Annotated in this window: 21 protein-coding genes and 1 pseudogene; 16 read left to right on the top strand and 6 right to left on the bottom strand. The window is 64.0% G+C overall.

Annotation, left to right across the window (positions count from 1 at the left end; all coding sequences use genetic code 11):
• Nucleotides 1–109: 109 nt before the first annotated feature.
• Complete coding sequence (locus tag GB927_RS10850) at nucleotides 110–1,651, top strand: phospholipase D-like domain-containing protein (protein WP_256116819.1); 1,542 nt, start codon at nucleotides 110–112, stop codon at nucleotides 1,649–1,651.
• Here the strand turns inward: GB927_RS10850 and GB927_RS10845 are convergent.
• Complete coding sequence (locus GB927_RS10845; RefSeq protein WP_256116818.1) at nucleotides 1,549–2,481, bottom strand: putative bifunctional lysylphosphatidylglycerol flippase/synthetase; 933 nt, start codon at nucleotides 2,479–2,481, stop codon at nucleotides 1,549–1,551. The two genes, GB927_RS10850 and GB927_RS10845, sit on opposite strands and share 103 nt — an antisense overlap.
• An 87-nt stretch (nucleotides 2,482–2,568) precedes the next feature.
• Between GB927_RS10845 and GB927_RS10840 the strand changes: the two genes are divergently transcribed.
• Nucleotides 2,569–3,294 carry an endonuclease/exonuclease/phosphatase family protein gene (locus tag GB927_RS10840; protein ID WP_256116817.1) on the top strand — a complete coding sequence of 242 codons (726 nt, stop codon included), beginning with the start codon at nucleotides 2,569–2,571 and terminating at the stop codon, nucleotides 3,292–3,294.
• A gap of 85 nt (nucleotides 3,295–3,379) precedes the next feature.
• Nucleotides 3,380–3,589 (top strand): hypothetical protein, encoded by a 210-nt coding sequence (locus tag GB927_RS10835; RefSeq protein ID WP_256116816.1) that lies wholly within the window; start codon nucleotides 3,380–3,382, stop codon nucleotides 3,587–3,589.
• Here GB927_RS10835 and GB927_RS10830 read toward each other — a convergent pair.
• The gene (locus GB927_RS10830; RefSeq protein WP_256116812.1) at nucleotides 3,586–3,861 is read right to left on the bottom strand and encodes a hypothetical protein; all 276 of its coding nucleotides are present in this window, start codon (nucleotides 3,859–3,861) and stop codon (nucleotides 3,586–3,588) included. The two genes, GB927_RS10835 and GB927_RS10830, sit on opposite strands and share 4 nt — an antisense overlap.
• 99 nt (nucleotides 3,862–3,960) lie before the next feature.
• Nucleotides 3,961–4,461, bottom strand: coding sequence for a YciE/YciF ferroxidase family protein (locus GB927_RS10825; RefSeq protein ID WP_256116811.1), 501 nt, complete (start codon nucleotides 4,459–4,461; stop codon nucleotides 3,961–3,963).
• A 263-nt stretch (nucleotides 4,462–4,724) separates the two neighbouring features.
• On the opposite strand from GB927_RS10825, the pseudogene GB927_RS10820 reads away from it, so the two are divergent.
• From GB927_RS10820 to GB927_RS10810, 3 genes and pseudogenes are all read left to right on the top strand, one after another.
• Nucleotides 4,725–6,443 (top strand): annotated as a pseudogene (locus tag GB927_RS10820) (PAS domain S-box protein); the annotation flags it as partial.
• Nucleotides 6,423–8,420, top strand: a complete 1,998-nt coding sequence (locus GB927_RS10815; protein WP_256116997.1) for a hybrid sensor histidine kinase/response regulator — start codon at nucleotides 6,423–6,425, stop codon at nucleotides 8,418–8,420. The pseudogene GB927_RS10820 and the gene GB927_RS10815, both read left to right, overlap by 21 nt.
• Before the next feature lie 120 nt (nucleotides 8,421–8,540).
• A complete protein-coding gene (locus tag GB927_RS10810; protein ID WP_256116810.1) occupies nucleotides 8,541–8,924 on the top strand; it encodes a hypothetical protein in 384 nt (127 codons plus the stop codon).
• Nucleotides 8,925–9,383: 459 nt separating this feature from the next.
• On the opposite strand, the gene GB927_RS10805 is transcribed toward GB927_RS10810, so the two are convergent.
• The gene (locus GB927_RS10805; RefSeq protein ID WP_256116809.1) at nucleotides 9,384–10,823 is read right to left on the bottom strand and encodes an amidase; all 1,440 of its coding nucleotides are present in this window, start codon (nucleotides 10,821–10,823) and stop codon (nucleotides 9,384–9,386) included.
• Between the two features lie 49 nt (nucleotides 10,824–10,872).
• Here GB927_RS10805 and GB927_RS10800 point away from each other — a divergent pair, with 49 nt between their 5' ends.
• On the top strand, nucleotides 10,873–11,646 hold the full coding sequence (locus tag GB927_RS10800; protein WP_256116808.1) for a helix-turn-helix transcriptional regulator: 774 nt from the start codon (nucleotides 10,873–10,875) through the stop codon (nucleotides 11,644–11,646).
• Here the strand turns inward: GB927_RS10800 and GB927_RS10795 are convergent, their stop codons facing one another.
• Together GB927_RS10795 and GB927_RS10790 are read right to left on the bottom strand one after the other, a co-directional pair.
• On the bottom strand, nucleotides 11,647–12,981 hold the full coding sequence (locus GB927_RS10795) for an APC family permease (protein WP_256116807.1): 1,335 nt from the start codon (nucleotides 12,979–12,981) through the stop codon (nucleotides 11,647–11,649).
• Nucleotides 12,982–13,069: 88 nt separating this feature from the next.
• Nucleotides 13,070–13,594 (bottom strand): dihydrofolate reductase family protein, encoded by a 525-nt coding sequence (locus GB927_RS10790; RefSeq protein WP_256116805.1) that lies wholly within the window; start codon nucleotides 13,592–13,594, stop codon nucleotides 13,070–13,072.
• A gap of 48 nt (nucleotides 13,595–13,642) precedes the next feature.
• On the opposite strand from GB927_RS10790, the gene GB927_RS10785 reads away from it, so the two are divergent.
• The 9 genes from GB927_RS10785 to fba all read left to right on the top strand — a co-directional run bounded on the left by GB927_RS10785 (nucleotide 13,643) and on the right by fba (nucleotide 24,488).
• Nucleotides 13,643–14,218: a TetR/AcrR family transcriptional regulator gene (locus GB927_RS10785; protein ID WP_256116804.1), complete on the top strand. Its 576-nt coding sequence runs from the start codon at nucleotides 13,643–13,645 to the stop codon at nucleotides 14,216–14,218.
• Between the two features lie 95 nt (nucleotides 14,219–14,313).
• Nucleotides 14,314–15,036 carry a FadR/GntR family transcriptional regulator gene (locus GB927_RS10780; protein WP_256116803.1) on the top strand — a complete coding sequence of 241 codons (723 nt, stop codon included), beginning with the start codon at nucleotides 14,314–14,316 and terminating at the stop codon, nucleotides 15,034–15,036.
• Nucleotides 15,033–16,205 carry a PLP-dependent transferase gene (locus tag GB927_RS10775; RefSeq protein WP_256116802.1) on the top strand — a complete coding sequence of 391 codons (1,173 nt, stop codon included), beginning with the start codon at nucleotides 15,033–15,035 and terminating at the stop codon, nucleotides 16,203–16,205. The genes GB927_RS10780 and GB927_RS10775 overlap by 4 nt, the downstream gene beginning before the upstream one ends.
• A 40-nt stretch (nucleotides 16,206–16,245) precedes the next feature.
• Entirely contained in the window at nucleotides 16,246–17,505 is a 1,260-nt protein-coding gene (locus GB927_RS10770) for an ABC transporter substrate-binding protein (protein WP_256116801.1), read from the top strand.
• An 87-nt stretch (nucleotides 17,506–17,592) separates the two neighbouring features.
• Nucleotides 17,593–18,516, top strand: a complete 924-nt coding sequence (locus GB927_RS10765) for a carbohydrate ABC transporter permease (RefSeq protein ID WP_256116800.1) — start codon at nucleotides 17,593–17,595, stop codon at nucleotides 18,514–18,516.
• Between the two features lie 4 nt (nucleotides 18,517–18,520).
• Nucleotides 18,521–19,354, top strand: a complete 834-nt coding sequence (locus GB927_RS10760) for a carbohydrate ABC transporter permease (protein WP_256116799.1) — start codon at nucleotides 18,521–18,523, stop codon at nucleotides 19,352–19,354.
• An 11-nt stretch (nucleotides 19,355–19,365) separates the two neighbouring features.
• On the top strand, nucleotides 19,366–20,433 hold the full coding sequence (locus GB927_RS10755; RefSeq protein WP_256116798.1) for an ABC transporter ATP-binding protein: 1,068 nt from the start codon (nucleotides 19,366–19,368) through the stop codon (nucleotides 20,431–20,433).
• A gap of 107 nt (nucleotides 20,434–20,540) precedes the next feature.
• Nucleotides 20,541–23,201 carry a DNA translocase FtsK gene (locus tag GB927_RS10750; protein ID WP_256116797.1) on the top strand — a complete coding sequence of 887 codons (2,661 nt, stop codon included), beginning with the start codon at nucleotides 20,541–20,543 and terminating at the stop codon, nucleotides 23,199–23,201.
• A gap of 243 nt (nucleotides 23,202–23,444) precedes the next feature.
• Entirely contained in the window at nucleotides 23,445–24,488 is a 1,044-nt protein-coding gene (gene fba, locus GB927_RS10745; protein WP_256116796.1) for a class II fructose-bisphosphate aldolase, read from the top strand.
• Nucleotides 24,489–24,593: the final 105 nt, after the last annotated feature.

Raw genomic sequence — 24,593 nt, 5'->3', positions numbered from 1 at the left:
CCGGCTTTTTCCAGCATCGGGAACCAAAGTCGTTTCCAAGACTTTCCGCGCAGAACGAATTGGCGTTACCAAGGCAAGGCAGCAGATCGTGCGAATTGAAGAGTTTCCGTTGCGCGTCCCGACCGAAGACACCTCGTCCACCATCATACGCCCCGGATGCAATGTCTGGCGCACGGCAAAAGCCGACCGGCTGAGCGTGCTCGTGGATGGCGAGGCCTATTTCCGGGCGCTGGAAAGCGTGCTGGAACAGGCACAGCGCGAGGTATGGATCATCGGCTGGGACTTCAATCCGGATATCCGGCTGCGGCCCGACGACCCGCAATCGCCGACCCTTGGCGCCTTCCTGCTGAACCTCGCCGAAACGCGGCCGTCGCTCACGATCCGGGTGCTGATCTGGTCGATGGGGCCGATCTATTCTGGAAAATCACTGAAAATGTTCCGCAAGCGGCGGTGGTCCTCGCATCCGCGCATCGTGCTCGCCTTCGATAACCGGCATCCGCTGCGCGGATCGCACCATCAGAAAATGGTGGTGGTGGACGACCGCGTGGCCTTTGTCGGCGGCATCGATCTCACGGCGAAACGCTGGGACACCAGCGAGCACCGCGTGGAGGACCCCCGCCGCGCGCTGCCATCCGGCGAGCGCTACGAGCCGGTGCATGACATGCAGGTGGCGCTGGAAGGCGAGGCCGCATGGCTGGCCGGCGAGATTGCGCGCGGCCGCTGGCTGTTTGCAACGGATGAAGCGGTGGCGGCCAGCGGGACGGACTCTACCGTGCGCCTCGACGGCATCGTCGCCGACATGTCGAATAGCACCGTCGCCCTTGCCCGCACCGAACCGGCGCTTCGCGGCCGGGCCTGCTGCACGGAGGCGATGGACCTCACGCTTGCAGCCCTTTCGGCAGCGCGCCGGCATATCTACATCGAAAGCCAGTATTTCGCCTCGAAGAAGGTCTGCGACGTGCTGTGTGAAAAGCTCGCCGAGCCCGATGGCCCAGAGGTCGTGGTGATCTCGACCTTGAGTTCGCATGGCATGATCGAACGCATGGTGCTCGGCGCGAACCGCGATCGTTTTGTCCGGCGGCTTCACCAATCCGATAAATTCGGCCGCATGCGGGCCTTCTATCCCGTCATGCCGAAGCCTGATGGCACGGAGCAGGAGATCGTTATCCACTCGAAAGCGCTGATTGTCGACGACATCTTCCTGCGCATCGGCTCCTCCAACCTCAACCAGCGGAGTGAGGGGCTGGATACGGAACTGGACATCGCAATCGAAGCCCGCACGGAAGCGGAACGGCAGAGCATAGTCGCGCTGAGGGACCGGCTGTTGGCGGAGCATCTCGACGCGGACCCCGCAACATTTGCGGCTTCCGTCCGGGCAGAAAACTCGCTCGTCACGGCCATCGACGCCTTCAACACTCGCGCACGCGGCTTGCGGACGTTCAACGAGGCAAAAGGCGAGGGCGCCACCGAGCCGGTTTTCGGCACGGGGCTGGTCGACCCGGTGGCGCCGTGGTGGCCACTCTCCACCTTCGTGGATTCCCTCCGCCGTCAGCTCGGGCTGTTGCGCAGGCCGGTGTCCTCGTTCGGTCCTAGCAAGGCTTCACTTGCCAGCAGCGAAACGAGCCCGAGCGGAAGCGGGATGAAGAAGTAGACGACGCGGAAGGCGATCAGCGCGCCGATCGACGCCGAACCGCCGAGCAGAAAGCCGATCGTCGCCTCCAGCACGCCGAGCCCGCCCGGCACATGGCTGACGAGCGCGGTGAGGTTGCCCACCACATAGGCCGCCGTCGTTTCCATATAGCCGGCGGCACCCGCGAGGAGCTGGTGCAAGGAGGCAGCGACGAAGGCGAAGTTCAGCGTTCCCACGCCAATCTGCAAGGCCGCGATGCGCGGCGTCGGCAGGGCAAAGCACCAGCTCCGCACCTTGAGCTCTCCGCGCACGAAGGCGGAAAGCGCCAGATAGCCGGCGCCGAGCGCCAGGCAGAAGGCGCCGAGTGCGACGGAGGCCGCTGTGCCAAGCCCGGCCACCTTGCCGGCCGTGCCGGGAAGCAGGATCAGGCAGAGGCCGGCCAGCGTGATAAGGCCAAGGCCGACCGTCACGCCGCAGAAGACGATCAGCTTGGCGATCTCCTCGGCGGTGAGGCCCCAGCGGGAATAGAAGCGATAACGCACGGCACCGCTGCTGAGTGCGGCGACGCCGACATTGTGGCCGATCGCGAGACTGGTGAAGGAGGCAAGCGCTGCGCGCGGATAGGCGAGCGGCTTCTCGACGTAGCGCAGGGCAAGGAAGTCGAAGAACGTCAGGCAGAGATAGGAACAAGCGGCGAAGGCGAGCGCGAGCGCGAAATTCGTGCCGGGGATTTCGGCGATCGAACCGGTGATATCCGTCCACGAATATTGGCTCAAGGTCCGGTAGACCAGCCAGCCGGCGACGAGGACCGCGCAGGCGACCAGCGCGTGGAGGATATGGGCTCGTTTCATTCGCTCGATCTTTCCTGAATCTGTTGGGGCGGAACGAAAACGGGGCTTTTCGTGTTCCCGGGGGTGCGAAATATCGAAAGGAACGGCATGGGCACGCGCCTCAGGATCGCGACCTACAATGTACATAGCTGCTTCGGCACCGACCGCCGGCTCGATCCCGGCCGCATCGCCGAGGTGATTGCGGAATGCGAGGCGGATATCGTCGCGTTGCAGGAGGTGGACGTGGCGCGGGCCCGCAGCGGCGGCATCGACCAGGCGCAGACGATCGCCAACCATCTGCGCATGGTTTCGCACTTCCATCCGGCCCTTCACCTTGAAGAAGAGCGTTATGGCGATGCGTTGCTGACCGCGCTGCCGACCCGTCTCGTCAAGGCAGCCGGCCTGCCGTCACGCGGCGAACCGCGAGGTGCGCTCTGGGTCGAGGTGCCGGTCGGGGAGGTGAAGTTGCAGATTTTCGTCACGCATCTCGGCCTTTTCGGCGCCGAGCGCGTGCGCCAGACCGAGGCCTTGATGGGGCCGGGCTGGCTCGGCGCGGACATGGCGGAAACGTCGCGCACCATTTTCGTCGGCGATCTTAACGCGATCTCCCGCTCCACGTCCTATCGCATGCTGGCGCGGCGTCTCACGGATGCGCAGATCGCGTCGGGCGGTAAGCCCAGGGCGACGTTCCCCTCCCGCCTGCCGCTGCTGCGCATCGACCATATCTTCGTCGGCGCGGGCATCCGGGTGCGAAAGACCTTCGTGCACAACAGCCCGCTTGCACGCCGCGCTTCCGATCACCTGCCGCTCTGCGCCGATCTGGAAATCGAATAGGCGGACGGTCTCGGACAAATTGCGTGCGGTCGGGAACTTCCGCACGCCAAGGCCATTTCATCCCTTGCCTTGAAGGGAGGGCAAGATGGAACAACACGCGAATATTCAGTTGCATTTCGACGTTCTGAGTTGCCGGGCACTGCTGTCCTGCGAGGGCAAGGATTATGTGCTGCCGGATACCTATCCGAGCAAGGAGGCTGCGCAGGCCGCGGCCCAGAAATTCGCCTGGGAAAAACTCGGACTGAAGAGCCGCCGGGCAAGCAAGGCTTCCGACCTCGCGATCTGGCTGCGTTAGCCGCCGGGCCAGTACCGGTCGTCGGCGAAGTCCGCCGGAATGGGCCGGAGCGCGGAAAGCGTACTGGCGACGAACTCGATCTGCATCATGCGGTAGCGCGTGGCGCTCGGCACGGGGCGGCCATTTGCGAGCGCACGCAGGCGGTGCGGATCGTTATCGCCGGCGGCAAGCCGACGGCGCGCTTCCCGCAGCACATCCTCGGCCGTCGGCAACGTTCGATCGGGCGGGTTGATGTCCGTTCCGCCGACAATCCTGAACCGCGCTTGTTCCATGCCCTCTATCTCCGGAATCTCTCCCGGAGAAAGCATCACGCAGCAAGCTTGTATGAAGCTGGCAGGCCGGGCGCGACATCGCGCCCGGCCGTTCACATATCATGCCACCTTCTTCTGCGCGGCGGCGTTGACGGCGCTTTCGGCAAGCGTGGTCAAGGCTTCATCCGTCTTCGATTCTTCCTTCAGCGTCGCATCGAGCAGTTTTGCCGCGTCGCGGTGGCCGAGCTGTTCCGCCCAGGCCTTCAGCGTGCCATAGCGGGTGATCTCATAGTGCTCGACCGCCTGCGCGGAGGAAATCAGGCCGGCATCGAGGGCAGCCGTGCCCTTGAAGTCCTCGATGATTTCCTCACCCTCGGAAAGGATGCCCTGGATCGCCTCGCAGGTCTTGCCCTGCGCGCGCTTGCCGATCGCCTCGAACACCTGCTGCAGGCGCTCGATATGGCCTTCGGTTTCTTCCTTGTGCTTTTCGAAGGCCTTCTTCAGCGCCGGCGCCTGGGCGGCACGGGCCATCTTCGGCAGCGCCTTCACGATTTGCCGCTCGGCGTAATAGATGTCCTTCAGCGTATCGTAGAACAGATCGTTGAGTGTCTTCTCAGCCATTTCGATGTTCTCCTTGATTGGGCTCCGGCGAGCGCCGGACCGGACAACAACCGGCTTGTCCGCGCGATGTTCCGCGCATGCCGGAAAATTGCGTGGGCCTTCCCCCTGCCGGATTTGACGTGGTGCCGCAGCGCCCTATTTGTGGTCGCGGTCAGGGCCGTATCGTTAGGCCGGACAAGTTTGGATGGACGAGATCGATTGCGGTTTTCGCGGGGAAGCTGCGCTAATAAGATTGCCACCTGGCGGTTGGGAAAGAGGTTTGAATGGCGTCGCAACATGATGGGCAGCATCCGTTCCTCAGCGGAGGCGGCGATGCCGCAAGCCTGATCGTCGCCTTCGACTGGTCCACAACGCCGCTCGGCCCCATCGGCGGATGGCCGCAGAGCCTCAAGACCACGGTGAGCCTGATGCTGCGCTCGCCGGTGCCCATGGTGCTGCTCTGGGGCGAAGACGGCATCATGATCTACAACGAGGGCTATTCGGTGTTTGCCGGCGGGCGGCACCCGGAACTCTTCGGCAGCAAGGTGCGGGAAGGCTGGCCGGAGGTCGCCGACTTCAACGACAATGTCATGAGGGTCGGCCTAGCCGGCGGCACGCTCGCTTACAAGGACCAGGACCTGACACTCTACCGGCACCGGGGCGAGCCGGAACAGGTGTGGATGAACCTCGACTATTCGCCGGTGCTCGGCGAGGATGGTCGCCCAGCCGGCGTCATCGCCATCGTGGTCGAAACCACCGCCAAGGTGAAGGCGGAGGAGCGGCTGAAATCGGAGGGCGAGCGGCTGCGCCAGATGTTCGAGCAGGCGCCCGGCTTCGTGGCGACGCTCGCCGGGCCGGACCACGTCTTCGAGATCGCCAACAATGCCTATCTCCAGCTTGTCGACCACCGCGACATCCTCGGAAAGCCCATCCGCGAGGCGCTGCCCGAGGTCGTGGAACAGGGTTTCGTCGCCCTGCTCGACCGGGTGCTGTCCACCCGCCGCCCCTATGTCGGCAGGGGCTCGCGCGTGCTGCTGCGCCGCCGCCACGACAGCGCGCCCGACGAGCGCTACCTCGATTTCATCTACCAGCCGGTGTTCGACGAGGCCGGCCGGGCGACCGGCGTCTTCGTGCAGGGCCACGACGTCACCGAGCAGCGGGGCGCCGAGGATGCGTTGCGGGAGAGCGAGGCCCGGTTCCGGCTGGCGGCCGACAATGCGCCGGTCATGCTGTGGATGGGCGACGAAAACGGCAGATGCCTCTACCTGAACGCCGCGAAGCGGGAATTCTGGGGCGTCGCACCGGAGGATGTCGCCGGCTTCGACTGGAACGACACCGTCCATCCCGACGACCTTCCGGCGCTCGTGGAAACCGTGGGCGACGCCATGCGCCGGCAGGTGCCGTTTTCCGTGGAGGCGCGCTATCGCCGCAAGCTCGGCTGTTACCGGCTGCTGCACACGGAGGCCCAGCCGCGTTTTGGCGCGGGCGGCGAATTCATGGGCATGATCGGCGTCAATGTCGACGTCACCGAGGTGCGGGCGGAGGAAATGCGGCGCAATGCGCTGATCGAGCTGGCCGACCGGTTCAGCGAACTGACCGAGCCCGCCGACATAGCCTTTGCGGCGGCCGAGACGCTGGCGAAGGTGCACAATGTCAGCCGCGCCGGCTATGGCACCATCGACCTCGTCGGCGAGACGATCACCATCGAGCGGGACTGGAACGCGCCCGGCGTCGACACGATCGCCGGCGTGCTGAAATTCCGCGACTATGGCAGCTATATCGAAGACCTCCGGCGCGGCGAAACCGTCGTCGTCACGGATGCCGAGACCGATCCCCGCACGAAGACGACCGCAGACGCCCTGAAGGCGATCAAGGCGCGGGCCTTCATCAACATGCCGATTACCGAGGCCTCCGGCCTCGTGGCACTACTCTATCTGAACCACGAGGAAGCACGCGAATGGGCGCCGAGCGACCTGGATTTCGTGCGCGACGTCGCCGCGCGAACCCGCGTCGCCGTGGAACGGCGCCGCGCCGAGCAGAAGCTCGAACAGCTGGCCAACTCGCTGGAGCGCCAGGTCAGCGAGCGCACCGCCGAGGTCAACCGCCTCTGGCGCAACGCGCGCGACCTGCTGGTGGTGACCGGCGAGGACGGCACGATCCGCTCGGTCAACCCGGCCTGGTCGGCGGTGCTGGGTTTTCCGGCGCGCGAAAGCGTCGGCCGGCGCCTCGGCACCTTCGTCTGGCCGGACGATGCGGCAATGTTCCTGACAGGCGACCGGCGCATGCCGGATCTCGATGTGCGCTTTCGCCATCTCGACGGATCGGCGCGCTGGATCTCCTGGCGCATCTTCGTCGAGGAGGGGCTGACCTTTGCCTATGGGCGTGACGTGACAGCGGAACGGGAACAGGCTCGCGCGCTGACCGACGCCTCGGAGCAGTTGCGCCAGGCGCAGAAGATGGAGGCGATCGGCCAGCTCACCGGTGGCGTTGCGCACGATTTCAACAATCTTTTGCAAGTCATATCGGGAAATCTTCAACTGCTGAGCAAGGACATTGCCGGCAATGCGCGGGCGGAACAGCGCATCGCCAATGCCATTGCCGGCGTCGGGCGCGGTTCCAAGCTCGCCAACCAGCTCCTCGCCTTCGGCCGCCGGCAGGCGCTGGAGCCGAAGGTCATCAATATCGGCCGCTTCATCTCCGCCCTGGAGGACCTGCTACGCCGCACGATCGGCGAGGCGATCGAAGTCGAGACGATCCGCTCCAGCGGCCTGTGGAACACCTATATCGATCCATCGCAGATCGAGAACGCCGTGCTCAACCTCGCCATCAATGCGCGCGACGCCATGAACGGCATCGGCAAGCTGACGGTGGAGGTGGGCAATGCCTACATCGACGACACCTATGCCCGCCACCATCCGGATATCAAGCCGGGGCAATATGTGCTGCTCGCCGTCACCGATACCGGCGAGGGCATGACCGCCGACGTGCTGGAACGCGCCTTCGAGCCCTTCTTCTCCACCAAGCCTGTCGGCAAGGGCAGCGGGCTCGGGCTCTCCATGGTCTATGGCTTCGTCAAGCAGTCGGGCGGGCATGTGAAAATCTACAGCGAGCCGGGCGAGGGCACGACGGTGCGCATCTACCTGCCGCGCTCGAAGGAAGAGGAAGACCGGCTCACCGATATTGACTACGGCCCGGTCACCGGCGGCACGGAGACGATCCTGGTCGCCGAGGACGACGATGAGGTGCGCGCCACCGTGGTCGAAATGCTGGGCGACCTCGGCTATTCGGTGCTGAAGGCGCGGGATGCGGCCAGTGCCCTGACGGTCATCGAAAGCGGCGTATCGATCGACCTGCTGTTTACCGATGTCGTCATGCCAGGGCCACTGCGCAGCCCCGATCTCGCCCGCAAGGCGCGCGAGCGCCTGCCGAACCTCGCGGTGCTTTTCACCTCCGGCTACACGGAAAATTCGATCGTGCATGAAGGCCGGCTCGATGCCGGCGTGGAGCTCCTGTCGAAACCCTACAGCCGCGAGGCGCTGGCGCGAAAAGTGCGCGCGACGCTGACGGGCCGCAAGAAGGCGGATACCGAAGGCCCGGCCGACGAGGGCCAATCCGGGAAAGGGGCGATGAAGGCCAAGACGCTCAAAATCCTGCTGGTCGAGGACGATTTCCTGATCCGGCTCAATGCCGCCGATCTGCTGCAGGAACTCGGCCACGACATCGTCGAGGCGACGACCGCGGAGGAGGCGCTGCCGCTGCTGAAGACCCAGGCTTTCGATATCCTGCTGACGGATATCGGCCTGCCGGCCATGCCCGGAACGGAGCTGGCCACCCTTGCGCGCGAGGAAAACCCCGCCATCGGCGTCGTCTTCGCCACCGGCCATAACAGCCTGCCCAGCATTCCCGGCGACCGCCCGGCCATCCTCCTGCAAAAACCCTACGATTCCGCAGCCGTAGCAGCCGCCCTGGCGGCTGCCTGAACCCACATTGCGCCGATCGCTCTTGCGCCGCTGATCGCAACAGTGGATTGCCAATCCATGTTTTCTATCTCTAAGTGTGTAATAACTGATTCACACTCATAGATTTAGACTGGAGCCGAAATGGGTGTCCTGGGTGCTCTGCCGGAAGGTCTCGTCTGCCGCCCGATCGAGGATGCCGACTGGCCCGGCGTCATCGATTGCCTTGGCCGGGGTTTTCCCGAGCGCGCGCCGCGGCATTGGGATGAAGCGCTAGCCCGCATGGCGCGGCGTCCTGCCGTCGGCGATTTTCCGCGCTACGGCTATGCGCTGGTGAGCGAGGGGTGGGTCGTCGGCGTCATGCTCACGCTCTACTTCCACCATCCGGGCGTCGAGGCCGTCCGCTGCAACCTTTCGAGCTGGACGGTCGACGAGGATTTTCGCGCCTATGACGGCAAGCTGGTCATGTCGGCGCTGCGCCGCCGCGAAGATTCCCAGGGCTCCGGCGCGAGGTGGTTCGGCCGCTAGACCAGGGTGAATTCGCCGGATGACGGTGGAGAAGGAGGCCGTAACCAAACTCTACCAATAGGTGTATTTTTTCGCCGAGGCTATTTCGGAAACTCTTGTCGATACCTGTCACGGAGCATCGCCTCTGATTGAAGTGATTTACACCATGCTACCATGAGATTTAAGCAGATCGTAAATATTTGGTTAACTGGTAAATATTGAATTAAGTTTTATAAAAGCTGATCTTTGCAAAGCTTACGGAAGAAGTCGGGATACAATGCACTGAAAAATCTGATATTTATTCTGAATCCACAACAGCCTCAGAACGAGATACATCTACAGCGCGATTAAAGCGCACTCAGAACACAGGTTGAACCAACTCGCGCGTAGGGCGAGTTGAATGCTACCCAATTACTCATACGCTCAACGCCGTCATACACCTGAAAATCGCCTATAGATTGTATGTCATTTGACAGCCATCTACCAGCGCCAGCCTTCCGGCCGGCCGATTGGGCGAAGCGTGCCCTCGATGGCGCCGCCGATCGACAGGACGTCCTCGTCGGCGTAACGGCGGCCGACGATCTGGAGGCCGACGGGCAGGCCGTCCTCGGCCAAGCCCACGGGCACCGACAAAGCAGGGCATTTCGGGAGGAGGTTGAACGGACAGGTCATATCCAGTCCCTGGAAGCGACCGTCCGGTAGATCGGCGACATAGTCGTTGTCGTTCGCCTCGGCCGAGGGCGCGGTTACGGCGCAGGTGGGGCAGAGCAGGGCGTCATAGCGGGCGAGGACGGCGGACAGGTCCTTCCACATCGCGGTGCGCAGCAGTTCCACGCGCTTGTATTGCGTGGCGCCCATCGTGCGGCCGCGTTCGATCAGTTCGACGACGAGCGGATCCATGCGCTCGCGGTATGCTTCGAGCGTATCGCCGAAAAACGCTGACATGAACACGCACCACAGATCGTACCAGCCATCATTGACGGCCCGCGACCAGCCAAGATCCACGGTTTCGACGATGGCGCCGGCGGCACGGATCTCATCTACCGCCGCGAGAATGGCGGACCGCACGGGTGCGTCCACGCTGTAGTAGCCGAAGTCAAGGGACAGCGCGAAGCGGCGGCCCGCGAGACGGCTACGGAGTGCCTTTTCCGGCGAGAAGGGCAGAGGCAACGAGGTGATGTCCGCGTCGTCGGGACCGGATGCGACCGCCATGAAGGCGACGGCATCCTCGATGGTGCGCGCCAGCGGACCGAAATGCGAGATATTGTCGAAGACACTGGGCAGGATCGTCATGGGGATGCGCCCGAGGCTCGGCTTGAAGCCCACGATGCCGGAAAGGGCGGCGGGGATGCGCACGGAGCCGCCCATGTCGGTGCCTTCGGCAAAGGGCACGACGCCCGTCGCCACCGCCACCGCCGAGCCGCCCGACGAGCCGCCGCAGGTCCGCGAAACATTCCACGGATTGCGCGTGATGCCCCAGCGCGGGCTGGCGGTGAAGCTGGAATGGGCGAATTCCGGCGTCGTCGTCTTGCCGATGAGGATCGCGCCGGCGGCTTCGAGGCGGGCGATGCACAGCGCCGTTTCGGTGGGAACCCAACCCCCCTGCGTCCACGACCCGAGCGTCGTGAGGTCGCCGCGGGTGGGCGTGAGATCCTTGGCGGCGAAGGGAACACCGATCAGGCCGGGCGTCGCGGCGCCGGACGTAACCTGCCGATCGGCCTCCCGCGCCGAGGCCAGCGCGGCCTCTTCCCGAAGGAGCGTGAAGGCGTTCAGCGCCTGGTCGACGATTTTTGCACGGCGCAGGGATTCGGCCACCACGGACTCGGCCGAGAAAGCGCCGGCGCGAATGCCGGCCGCGATTTCCGTTGCCGGAAGATCGAGCGGATGGGCCTGCGAGGCGGCGCGAGAAACAGTCTGCATGGCGGCGGACTCCGTGCTAGGTCTTGGTTTCGACAAACGGGGGTTGGACTTGGTAACGAAAGCGGGCCTGACGGGAAACCATGCCGACCTGTGGAACGCGGGGATCGCCAAGGCGGTATGGGCGCTCGGCGAGCCGGGTTTCCCCGAAGCACTGGAGCGCGCGCTGCGCCATCTCGTGTCCTTCGAGATGATGAACGGCTTTGCCTATGCCGCAAACGGCAAGGCCTTCGATCTCGACAACGATCGCATCGTCGGCGACCGCACCACCATCGTCGAGCACTATTTGGCAGGCGCCTATATTCTCGACCCGTTCTACGATGCCGTCCGCAATTCGCCGCAGCCGACCGTGCTGGTGATGCGGCGGCTGGCGCCGGACCGCTTTACCGAGACGGAATATTACCGGCGCCACTACCAGGCGACGGGCATCGTCGACGAGATCGGCTTCATCCTGAAGCTTCAGCATGTCGATGCGGTGCTGTCGCTCTCGCGCATCGGCGCGGTGCCCGTCTTCTCCAAGCGCGACATCGCGCGGCTGGAAAGTGCGGCGCCGCTGGTGCGCGCACTTGCCGAAAAACACTGGCATGCCCGGTTCCAGCCGCAGGCCGGGGAGGCGAATGCCGCGGCGACGATCAGCCATCCGTTGCTTTCGAAACGGGAGCTGGAGATCGTGACCCTCATCCTCAAGGGTCACTCGACCTATTCCATCGCCGCGACGCTCGGGCTTTCGCCCAATACGGTGAAAGTGCACCGCCGGCAGGTCTATGCAAAACTCACCATTTCCAGCCAGGCGGAACTCTTCCATCTCTTCTTGAGCCGTCGCTGACTATTCGACGAACTCCACTTCGGGCGGTGCGGCCTGGAAGAACCGGGTGAGATAGGCGAGGTAGCAGACGCCGATCGCCAGCCAGATCACGCCCAGCAGCTTGGCGTGCCCATCGAGGTTCCACAGCAGGAACAGGTCGCAGACCGCGCCAACGGCCGGAACGGCAAGCCCGAGAAGCGGGCCGAGCGGCCGGACGATCGGATTTTCCTTCAGGTAGAGCGCGATCACCGAGACGTTGACGGCAGTGAAGGCGAGGAAGGCGCCGAAGTTGATGAAGGACGTCGAGGTCGTGATGTCGAGCGTCAGCGCGAGCAGGCCGACGATGCCGACGACGACGAGGTTGAGCACAGGCGTGCGCCATTTTTCATGCAGTTTGCCGAAGATGCTCGCCGGCAGCACGCCGTCGCGCCCCATGGCGAAGAGCAGCCGGCCGACGCTCGCCTGCGCGGCAAGGCCGGAGGTGAACTGCGCGACCACCAGCGTGGCAAGGAACACCGTGACGAACAGGTCGCCGCCGATCATCAGGGCGATTTCCGATGCGGCGGAATCGACGGAAGTGAACTCGCCGCCGGGATGCGCGAGCTGGGTGATGTAGGCCGAGCCGGTGAAGATGATGCCGCCGATGACGGCGATGATCATGATCGCCTTCGGCATGGTGCGGGTGGGATCCCGGGTCTCTTCCGTCAGCGTGGAGACGGCATCGAAGCCGAGGAACGAATAGGCGGCGATGGCTGCACCCGCGACGGAGGCGCTGAAGGGCACGCCGGCCTCGAAGAACGGCCGGACCGAGACGAGGCCGGACGCGCCGTTGAGGGCGGCGACATAGCGGGCGGCGAGCGCCACGAAAGCGACCAGAACCGCGAGCTGCACCAGCATGAGCACGACGTTCACCCGGTTGGCGAAGGCGATGCCGATGACGTTGACGGCGGTCGTCAGCACGATGAAACCGACGATCCACAGCCAGGCCGGAACCGCCGGGAAGGCCGAGCTCAGATAGGCGGCACCGATCAGCCAGATGACCATCGGCAGGAAGAAATAATCGAGCAGCACGGCCCAGCCGACGAGAAAGCCGGCGCCGGAATTCAGCGACTTGCGGGCATAGGTATAGGCCGATCCGGCAACCGGATAGACCTTCGCCATGATGCCGTAGCTCGCTGCCGTCAGGAAAATCGCCAGCGCCGCGATGAAATAGGCCATCGCCGTGGTGCCCTGGCTCGCCGAGGCGAGAGCCCCGAACGTGCCGAAGACGATCATCGGCGTCATATAGGCGAGACCGAACAGCACCACGGACCACAGGCCAAGGGTGCGGTCCAGCTTGATAGTATTTTGCGTCATGTTCCCCTCCTCAGAAGACAGGCCCGAAGGGTCGGGGAAACCGGCGGCAAAGCCAATAACCCTGGAGGGTTACGCGGCCCGGCTCGCCTCAACGCCATTTGTAGTGCAGGCGCACGCCCTGGCCCAACGCCTTGGCGCTGACCAGCGTCGGGGTGGAGCGAAAGCCCGTTGCGGGAAAAAGCGGACGTCCGCCACCCAGCATTTCCGGGATGATGTAGATCTCGATTTCATCCAGTGCATCGCGCTCCAGGAACGCCATCTGCAGCTTTCCTCCACCGAGCATCCAGACATCGCCGTCGTCGAGCGCGCGCAGTTCGGCGATGAGGGCGTCGACGTCGTCTCTGACCTCCAGAGCGCCCTTGGGATCGGGGATAGGGTTGGATGTGACCACGATGACGCGCTGGTCGCCGTAGGCCCAGGGCGAAGGTTCTTTCGCAATGAAATCATAGGTGCCGCGGCCCATGACGACGGTGCGGATGTGCTTGATGAAGAGGCGGTAATCGTGTTCGCCGAGATTGTCGCTGTCATATTTGAACAGCCAGTCGAGCCCGTCATCCTCGGTAGCAATGTAACCGTCGAGACTTGCCGCGATGTAACCCAGAATCCTTGCCATCGAACGCTCCTCCTTTACATAAATGAACATACGTTTATAAAAAGAATCATGACAAGAAACAAGACCATTTCCGACGAAGCGGTGCTCGATTCGCTGCTGTCGCTCATCCTCACCATTGGCCCGGACAACCTGACCTTCGCCAAGGCGGCGGGGGCCTGCGGGCTGGCGGCGGCAACCCTCGTTCAACGCTATGGCGACCGGCAGGGCCTGGTCCGGTCGATCCTGCTGCGAAGCTGGGATCGCCTCGATGCGGATACGGCCGCGGCTGATGCCGAGCTGCCTGTCACCGTCGCCGGCGCCGTGGATCTGCTGATGCGGCTGATGCCGCCGGAGCTTGCCGACCAGAACGCCAGCGACGGGCTGCTGCTGCTTCGGGAAGACGTGCGCGATCCCGTGCTGCGGGCGCGGGGCGCGCGGTGGGCGCGGCAGATCGTCGAGGCGCTCGGGCGGCGCCTTTCCGCCGAACCGCAGGAGGCGGAGCGCCTCGGCTGGCAGATGGCCTGCATCTGGCAGGGCGCCCATACCTGGTTGGCATTCACGCAGGCCGAGCCCTTCGAGACGGCGATGCGGCGCGTGCTGGAGGACTGGTGCCGCTCCGTCGTTCCCATGCGGCCCGCGAATTAATCCCCTTGATTGCCGCTTGACAGAGCAAGCGTGCCGCATAATGCTAAGATGTCAGACCAATTTGAGAAGCTGACACGAACAGGGGAATTGGCATCATGCCAACCGAGCCGAGCGACAGGCCGCAGATCGAGCCGTTGCCGCCCATCGACCGGGCGCGACAGGTGACCGAGGCCGTGGCGTCCTATATCGACCGCGCGAACCTGCAGGCCGGCGACCGGCTGCCCGCCGAACGCGAGCTGATGGCGGCGCTTGCCGTGGGCCGCTCGACGATCCGCGAGGCGATCCGGCATTTTCAGGCGCTCGGCGTGATGGAAAGCCGCAAGGGCAGCGGCACCTATCTCTTGAAGCCGGTGACCAGCGCCACCGTGCACATGCCGCTCTCCTTCGATGCGATCCATCTGCGCGACGTGCTGCTCCAGACGCTGGAGGTTCGCCGCGGCATCGAATGCGAGGCCGGCATGGTGGCCGCGCGGCGGCGCACGACGGAGGATCTCGTCAATATCGAGGAGAAGCTCGACGAGATGGAGCGCGTGCATCTCGCCAAGGGCACGTCCGGCCCGGAAGACCTGGCCTTCCACCTCGCCATTTACGATGCCACGCACAATCCGCTGTTCAAGCAGCTTCTGGAGCAGATGCGCGGCGCCTTCGAGCGGTTCTGGGAAAAGCCGTTCAACCGGCCGGATTTCGCCCGCCGCTCCTTTCCCTTCCACCGCACACTCTTCAACGCCATCGCCGCCGAAGACCCCGAGGCTGCGCGGGTGGAAACCTTAAAAATCCTCGCCGTGGTCGAGGAAGACATCAAGGACATGTCCCGATGATCAACGGAGCCGATCCGTTCGACTTTGCCTCCCTTATCGTCGCCCATGACGAGGCGAACGCCTTCGAGGCCGTGGTGCCGCCGATCGTGCAGACCTCGCTCTTCACCTTCGGCAGCTATGACGAGATGGTGGCCGCCTATCGCGGCGAGATCGTGCGGCCGATCTATACGCGCGGCCTGAACCCGACGGTGCGGGCCTTCGAGGACATGCTGGCGAAGCTCGAAGGCGCCGAGGATGCGCTGGGGTTTGCGAGCGGCATGGCGTCGATTTCGTCCACCGTGCTCACCTTCGTCGAGCCGGGCGACCGCATCGTGGCGGTGCGCCATTGCTACCCGGATGCCTTCCGCCTGTTCGGCACGCACCTCAAGCGCATGAAGGTCGAGGTGACCTATGTCGACGGTCGCGACGAGGAGGCGGTTGCCAAGGCGCTGCCGGGTGCAAAGCTGCTCTACCTGGAAAGCCCGACGAGCTGGGTGATGGAGGCGCATGATGTCGGTGCGCTTGCGGCCCTTGCCAAGAGCCACGGCGTCGTCAGCGTCATCGACAACAGCTGGGCGAGCCCGATCTTCCAGCGCCCGCTGACGCTTGGCGTCGATCTCGTGCTGCATTCGGCCTCGAAATATATCGGCGGGCACAGCGATGTCGTTGCCGGTGTCGTCGCAGGCTCCAAGGAGCTGATCGGCCGCATCCGCTCGGAGGCCTATCCCTATCTCGGCGGAAAGCTCTCGCCCTTCGATGCCTGGCTGCTGGTGCGCGGGCTGCGCACGCTGCCGATCCGCATGAAGGCGCACGAGGCCTCGGCGCTCGACATCGCCAACCGCCTGCAAGCGCTCGATATCGTCGACAAGGTGTTTCACCCAGCGCTCGCCAACCGCCTGCCGCCGGGGCTCACCGGCACGTCCGGCCTGTTCTCCTTCACCTTCCGCGAGGGCATCGATATCCGCGCCTTTGCCGATCACCTCCAGCTTTTCAAGCTCGGCGTCTCCTGGGGCGGGCATGAGAGCCTGATCGTGCCGGGCGAGGTGGTGTTGCAGCAGAAGGCCCAACCGAATTCCGCGCATGCCTTCGGCATCGATGCGCGGTCCGTGCGTCTCCATGTCGGCCTGGAGGGAACCGAGGCCCTGTGGAGGGATCTGGAAGCGGCGATAACAGCCGCATCCGCAAACTGACGTCAAACATCAGAAGCAAACCAGAAAAGAGGGAACGACCATGAAGAGACTTTTGACTGCCGCTCTCATCACCACCCTGATGGCATCGAGCGCATTGGCCGATACGACGCTGAAGCTCGTCGAGGTGATCACCAGCCCCGAGCGCACCGAAACGCTGAAATCCATCGTCGGTAAGTTCGAGGCCGCAAACCCCGGCACCAAGGTCGAGATCATCTCGCTGCCCTGGGGGGAGGCGTTCCAGAAATTCGCGACCATGGTCTCCGCCGGCGAAGTGCCGGATGTCATGGAAATGCCCGACACCTGGCTGTCGCTCTATGCCAACAACGGCATGCTCGAAAGCCTGGAGCCCTATCTCGCGAAGTGGGAGCACACTGCCGGCCTGACGCCGCGCGCGCTGGAACTCGGCCGCGACATCAAGGACACGGCCTATATGCTGCCCTACGGCTTCTATCTGCGCGCCATGTTCTACAACAAGAAGCTGCTCGCCGAGGCCGGCGTTTCCGAGCCGCCGAAGACGATGGACGAATTCGCGGAAGCCTCCAAGAAGGTCTCGGCGCTGCCCGGCAAATACGGCTATTGCCTGCGCGGCGGCCCCGGCGGCCTCAACGGCTGGGTGATGTTCGGCGCCTCCATGGCCGGCGACAACAAATTCTTCAACGAGGATGGCACCTCCACCTTCAACAGCGAAGGCTGGGTGAAGGGCCTCACCTGGGTGATCGATCTCTACAAGAACGGCTATGCCCCGAAGGACAGCGTCAACTGGGGCTTCAACGAGATCGTCGCCGGTTTCTACAGCGGCACCTGCGCCTTCCTCGACCAGGACCCGGACGCGCTCATCGCCATTGCAGAGCGCATGAAGGCTGAAGACTACGGCATCATGACCATGCCGAAGGGGCCGGACGGCAAGACCTTCCCAACGATCGGTTTCGCCGGCTGGTCGATGTTCTCCTCCAGCGCCAACAAGGACCTGTCCTGGAAGCTGATCGAGACGCTCGAAGGGCCGGAAGGCAATATCGAGTGGAACAAGCGCACGGGCGCGCTGCCGGTGCACACTTCTGCGGAAAAGGACCCGTTCTATGCGAGCGAGCAGTTCAAGGGCTGGTTCGCCGAACTTGAGGACAAGGACGCCGTGCCGACCGTGATGCCGACGCATCTCGAAGAATTCGCCTTCTTCAAGGATTCGCTGGTCATCAAGACCTCGCAGGAAGCCCTTCTCGGCGACATCACGCCGGAAGACCTCGCCAACCAGTGGGCGGACTACCTGACCAAGGCACAGCAGAAGTTCCTCGCCAAGAAATAGGCCGGGGAACCTCCGGGCGGAGATACGAGGCTCCGCCCGGAGCCATCTTTATGAGACGCCGCGCAACCCGAGAACGGAAGCGAGACGATGACCATTGCTGCCCATCCGCAAGCCGTGCGACCGCTTAAAAAGCGGATCGCAGACGCGTCGGAGCCCTATCTCTACAGCGCGCCTGCGCTGATCCTCATCATCACCGTCATGCTGGTGCCGCTGGCGCTCGGCATTTCCTATGCGTTCCGCGATATCCAGCTTCTGAACCCGCTGTCCGGCGGCTTTATCGGGCTCGATCATTTCCGGGCGCTGAGCGAGGACCAGGCCTTCTTCCGCGCGCTGCGCAACACGCTGTGGTGGACGGGCGCCTCGGTCTTCCTGCAATTCCTCTTCGGCCTCATCCTCGCGCTGCTGCTGGACAAGCCCTTTGCAGGCCGTGGGATTGCGCAGGCGCTGGTCTTCCTGCCCTGGGCGGTGCCGAGCTTTCTCGCCGGCCTCAACTGGGCGTGGCTGTTCAACCCGGTCATCGGACCGCTGCCGCACTGGATGTATGCGCTCGGCATCATGGATGCGCCGAACAACATTCTTTCCGACCCGCATCTCGCCATGTGGGGGCCGATCGTCGCCAATGTCTGGTGGGGCATTCCGTTCTTCGCGATCACGCTGCTCGCCGCACTTCAGGCGATCCCGCGCGATCTCTATGAGGCGGCCAGCATCGACGGGGCAGGGCCGGTGCAGCGTTTCCTCTCGATCACGCTGCCGTTCCTCGCGCCGACCATCGCCATCACCATCCTGCTGCGCACCGTCTGGATTTCCAATTTCGCCGATCTCATCGTCGTCATGACGAACGGTGGACCTGCCGACCGCACGCAGATCGTCGCGAGCTACATCTTCACCCAGGCCTTCAAAAGGCTCGATTTCGGCTATGCCTCGGCCATTGCCCTGGTGCTGCTGGTGTTGCTGCTCGCCTATTCGATGCTGATCGTGCTGCTGCGCCAGACGCTGCTGAACAAGGGCTGACACCATGCGCACCAGCAAGCTCCTCCTCACCGTCGCGCACCGCCTCGCCATCCTCGCCTATATCGTCGTGGCGCTCTTCCCGTTGTTCTGGCTTTTGAAGGTCTCGGTGACGCCGAACGACCTGCTCTACAGCGAGGGCGTGCGCATGTGGCCGTCGCGCGCCACTTTCGAGCACTACGAATTCGTCATCGCCCACAGCGCCTTCCCGACCTTCTTCAAGAACAGCCTGATCGTCGCAGGCTCCACGGCCATTGCCGTGACCATCCTCGCCTCGCTCGCCGGCTATGCGCTGTCGCGCTTCAATTTCCGGGCAAAATACTGGATCGTCGCGCTGATGCTGATCACGCAGATGTTCCCGCTCGTCATGCTGGTCGCGCCGATCTTCAAGATGCTCTCGCCACTCGGCCTCACCAACAGCCTCACCGGCCTCGTCATCGTCTACACCGCCTTCAACGTGCCCTTCGCCACGTTCCTGATGCAGTCCTTCTTCGACGGCATTCCGAAGGACCTGGAAGAGGCGGCGATGATCGACGGGGCGACGCAGTTCGTCGCCTTCCGCCAGATCATCCTGCCTCTGACACTTCCCGGCATCGCCGCCACACTCGGCTTCGTCTTCACTGCCGCCTGGAGCGAGCTGCTCTTCGCGCTGATGCTGATCTCCGGCAACGACGCGGCGACCTTCCCGGTCGGCCTCCTCACCTTCGTTTCGAAATTCTCGGTCGATTTCGGGCAGATGATGGCGGCGGGCATTCTTGCGCTCATCCCGGCCTGCCTCTTCTTCCTCCTCATCCAGCGCTATCTCGTACAGGGCCTCACGGCCGGCGCGGTCAAAGGCTGAAAGGGTCTTTCATGGCTTCCATCGATATCCACGGCATCCGCAAGAGTTTTGGCACCTTTCCCGTCCTGCACGGCGTCGACCTCACCATCCGCGACGGCGAGTTCATCGTGCTGGTCGGCCCCTCCGGCTGCGGAAAATCGACCCTGCTGCGCATGATCGCCGGCCTGGAGGACGTCACAGCCGGCGAAATCCGCATCGACGGCAAGCGGGTGAACGACCTCGCGCCGAAGGACCGCGACATCGCCATGGTGTTCCAGAGCTACGCGCTCTACCCGCATATGAGCGTCGCCGACAACATGAGCTACAGCCTACGGCTGCGCCGCTCCACCAAGGAGAAGATCGCCAGCGCCGTCGGCAATGCCGCGTCGAAACTCGGCCTCGATCCGTTGCTGGAGCGCCGTCCGCGCGCACTTTCCGGCGGCCAGCGCCAGCGCGTCGCCATGGGCCGCGCCATCGTGCGCCAGCCGAAAGCCTTTCTCTTCGACGAGCCGCTCTCCAACCTCGATGCGCGCCTGCGCGAGCAGATGCGTGCGGAAATCAAGAAGTTGCACGGCGACCTTCGCGCGACCTCCATCTACGTCACCCACGACCAGATCGAGGCGATGACGCTCGCAGACCGAATCGTCGCCATGCATGCCGGCGTGGTGCAGCAGGTCGGCACGCCGCTCGATCTCTATGACCGGCCGGCCAATCTCTTCGTTGCCGGCTTCATCGGCTCGCCGGGCATGAACTTTTTCGAGGGGCGTTACGTCGCCTCGGGCGAGGGTGCCGAGTTACAACTGGCGAATGGCGCGACGCTGCCGCTCGGAAAACGGCTCGGCATCGAATCAGGTTCGGTGGCGACGCTCGGCATCCGCCCGGAACATGTCGTGATCGCCGATGGCGGTGCGCTGGAAGCAAAGGTCGACCTCATCGAGCCGACAGGCTTCGGCATCATCATGCACGTCACCATCCACGATATTCCGATGAAAATTTTTACGCTCGACCGGGCGATGCTCAATCCGGGGCCGAATGTCCGCGTCGACCTGCCGCGGGACAAGCTTCACCTGTTCGGCACGGAGGGCACACGAGTGGATTGAAACGAGATCGTGACGACGATTTCCGTCCGTTCCAAAGACAATGTTAACCTTCATTTCCTAACCATCTACGCATCCCTATCGGCAATGATCGTCGAGTTTGCAGGTTCATGCGTATTTCCAGAACAAACTTCTATCCCATCCTAGAGACCGAAGGGGAAAGCGACGCGCAAGCGCCGTATTACACCCATGAAAACAATGCCTTGCCGGAATTTGTGCCGGAGGCGGAAGAGTGGCATGCGGCAGACGAGCCGGTTGCCAACGATGAGGACTATCGCCCGCGATTCCGCTCGCCGGCGCTGAGAAGCTACGACCCCGGCCAATATGCCGACGGAAGCTGGGAAAGCCACTTCTACATGGCCCCGAACGTCCGCTTCACGCGCACCCCGGACAAGGTCGCCGCCAAGATCGAAGAGGCGGCCGCCGAAGAGGTGCAGCAGGCCGAGCCGGTCGTCGAACAGGCCGTGCCTGCAACCAAACTTTCCGAGGCGGCGCAGCTCTCCCAATCGGAGCTGCTCCAGCGCCTGCGCGAAGCGCTCGACGATCGTCGCCGCCGTTTCGAGGAACAGCAGGCCGCCGCTCCTGCCGAGCCCGTGCCACCGCTGGTCCAGGCCGTCGTTGCCGCCGGAACGACCGGCACGCCCGCCGATGCGGCCGTCTTCTACAAGCCCGCCGTGCCGTTGCCGGCACCCGTCGCGGTCGCAAAACCGGTCGCCAAGGCGGATGTGCGCGCCGCGATCAGCCGGTTCGCGCATCTCTCCGACCACGCCTTCTGGGAAACGCTGGTTCCGGACGAGGATGCATCCGAAATGCCGGTGAGGAAGGCTGCCACGGTCGTGCGCATGCCGGCGCCGACGCCCGCCCTGCCGGTCGCCGTCGCCACGCCCATGCCTGTGGCCGTGCCTGCGAAAAAGCGGGACGAGCCGAATTCCATCACCGCGCTCTTCCGGGTCGTCGAATGCCGCCCACCGGTTGCCCGACAGCCGGTCGCAGAGACCGTTGTTGTTGCCGTACCCGAGGCGAAGGTCGAGCCGGTCAAAACGCCCGTCATCGAAGCCGTGGCGGAAATCGTCCCGGTCGCAGCCGAGATCAAGCCCGCGCCGGTCGTCATCACCCCGGCCGCCGTCGTCGAGCCCGTGCGCGAAATGCCGTCCTCGGTGCTCTCCCGCGCCAAGCCGTTCCAGGTCACCCTGGCGGCCCCGGCCGGCGACGCCTACGAATACCCGCCGCGAGAACTGCTGCAGGAGCCGCCGCGCACCGTCGGCTTCGTGCTGACGCAGGAACAACTTGAGCAGAATGCCGGCCTTCTCGAAAGCGTGCTGGAAGATTTCGGCGTTCGCGGCGAGATCATCCATGTCCGCCCCGGCCCGGTCGTCACGCTCTATGAATTCGAGCCGGCGCCGGGCGTGAAATCCTCCCGCGTCATCGGCCTTGCCGACGATATCGCCCGTTCCATGTCGGCGCTGTCGGCCCGTGTCGCCGTGGTGCCCGGCCGCAACGTCATCGGCATCGAACTGCCGAACCAGACGCGCGAAACGGTCTATTTCCGCGAGATGATCGACTCGGCCGATTTCGCCAAGTCCGGCTACAAGCTGCCGATCTGCCTCGGCAAGACGATTGGCGGCGAGCCGGTGGTCGCCGAGCTCGCGAAGATGCCCCACCTGCTCGTCGCCGGCACCACCGGTTCGGGCAAGTCCGTCGCCATCAACACGATGATCCTGTCGCTGCTCTACAGGTTCCGCCCGGAAGAGTGCCGCCTGATCATGGTCGATCCCAAGATGCTGGAACTGTCGATCTATGACGGCATCCCGCATCTCTTGACCCCCGTCGTCACCGATCCCAAGAAGGCCGTCATGGCGCTGAAATGGGCCGTGCGCGAGATGGAGGATCGCTACCGCAAGATGTCGCGCCTCGGCGTGCGCAATATCGACGGCTACAACAACCGTGTGGCCGGCGCGCGCGACAAGGGCGAGACGATCACCATCAGCGTGCAGACCGGCTTCGACAAGGGGACCGGCGAGGCGATCAACGAAGAGCAGGAACTCGCCCTCGACCCGATGCCCTATATCGTCGTCATCGTCGACGAGATGGCCGATCTGATGATGGTGGCCGGCAAGGAGATCGAAGGCGCGATCCAGCGGCTTGCCCAGATGGCGCGTGCCGCCGGCATCCACCTGATCATGGCGACGCAGCGCCCTTCGGTCGACGTCATCACCGGCACGATCAAGGCCAACTTCCCGACCCGCATCTCCTTCCAGGTCACCTCGAAGATCGACAGCCGCACCATTCTGGGCGAACAGGGCGCCGAACAGCTTCTCGGCCAGGGCGACATGCTGCACATGGCCGGCGGCGGGCGCATTTCGCGCGTGCACGGTCCCTTCGTCTCCGACGAGGAAGTGGAGAAGGTCGTGCTGCACCTGAAGGCGCAGGGCCGTCCGGAATATCTGGAAACGGTGACCGCCGAGGAAGAGGACGACGAGGACGAAAAGCCGGCCAGCGGCGGCGCGGTCTTCGACAAGGGCGACATTGCCGCCGAAGACGGCGACGACCTTTACGAAAAGGCCATCAAGGTCGTCATGCGCGACCGCAAGTGCTCGACCTCCTACATCCAGCGCCGTCTCGCCGTCGGTTACAATCGCGCCGCTTCCCTCGTCGAGCGCATGGAGAAGGAAGGCCTCGTCGGACCCGCCAACCATGTCGGCAAGCGCGAGATCATCAGCGGCGAGCGTGGCAGCTTCCAGGCGCCGCCGGAAGCCGACGACGCGGAATGAGATTTTCCCGGCCGCATGTGCCCAGCGGCCGGGCAATTGTCCTACTTATTTGAATCCGATGGATTTTCTGGATCCGGCCTGCACTCGCGGGCCGGATTTTTGCCATGCCCACGGGAAATTTATTCCACGCGCGCCATTTAATCGATTTGGCTTACAGTGCCGTCTTTGAGGCCTGTTGCATATGGCGGACGATGTGTGAATAGTGCCGCCGACCCGTGAAGACTGCATCCAAGGAGGACAGGAATGGCATTGATCACCATGCGGCAATTGCTCGATCACGCAGCGGAAAACGACTACGCACTGCCCGCATTCAACGTTAACAACCTGGAATATATCCAGGCAGTCATGCGCGCGGCGGATGCGACGGATTCCCCGGTGATCCTGCAGGCGAGCCGCGGTGCGCGTGCCTATGCCGGCGACGCCTTCCTGCGCCACCTCATCCTGGGTGCTGCCGAAGAATACCCGCATATTCCGGTCTGCCTGCATCTCGACCACGGCGACCAGCCCTCCACCTGCATCTCGGCCATCACCAACGGCTTCACCTCCGTCATGATGGACGGTTCGCTGCTCGCCGATGGCAAGTCGATCGCCAGCTACGAATACAATGTCGACGTGACGGCGGAAGTCGTGAAGATCGCGCATGCGGCCGGCGTCTCGGTCGAAGGTGAGCTCGGCTGTCTCGGCAATCTGGAAACGGGTGCCGGCGAGAAAGAAGACGGCCATGGCTTCGAGGGCAAGCTGACCCGCGAGGAGCTGCTGACCGACCCGGACCAGGCGCTCGACTTCGTCTCCAAGACCGGCGTGGACGCGCTTGCGGTCGCCATCGGCACCAGCCACGGCGCCTACAAGTTCACCCGCGCGCCGGACGGCGACATCCTGTCGATCGAGACGATCGCTAACATCAACAGGAAGCTGCCGAACACGCACCTCGTCATGCACGGCTCCTCCTCGGTGCCGCAGGACCTGCAGGACCTCTTCACCACCTATGGCGGCGAGATGAAGCAGACCTGGGGCGTGCCGGTTGCCGAAATCCAGAAGGCGATCCCGCTCGGCGTGCGCAAGGTCAATATCGACACCGACCTTCGCCTCGCCATGACCGGCACGATCCGCAAGAATTTTAAGGAAAAGCCGGACAATTTCGACCCGCGCACCTACCTGAAGCCGGCGACCGCCCGCATGACGGAAGTCTGCCGCGAGCGTTTCGAAGCCTTCCGCACCGCCGGCAAGGCCTCCAGCATCCGCGTCAAGCGTCTGCCCGACATGGCGAAATTCTACGCCACGGCATAAGACTTTCGCCCTCCCGGCACCGTCGGGAGGGCGATTTTCCCGGCGGGCGGCCGCCATCGCGCTGAATCCGCATTGACAGCACTTCCCTATCATTTATGCGTGAAT

The organism is Shinella lacus, assembly GCF_010994755.1.
In the GTDB taxonomy this organism is placed as follows: Bacteria; Pseudomonadota; Alphaproteobacteria; order Rhizobiales; family Rhizobiaceae; genus Shinella; species Shinella lacus.
The sequence above is the reverse complement of the archived record's forward strand: the minus strand, read 5'-3'. Positions and strand labels throughout refer to the sequence as shown.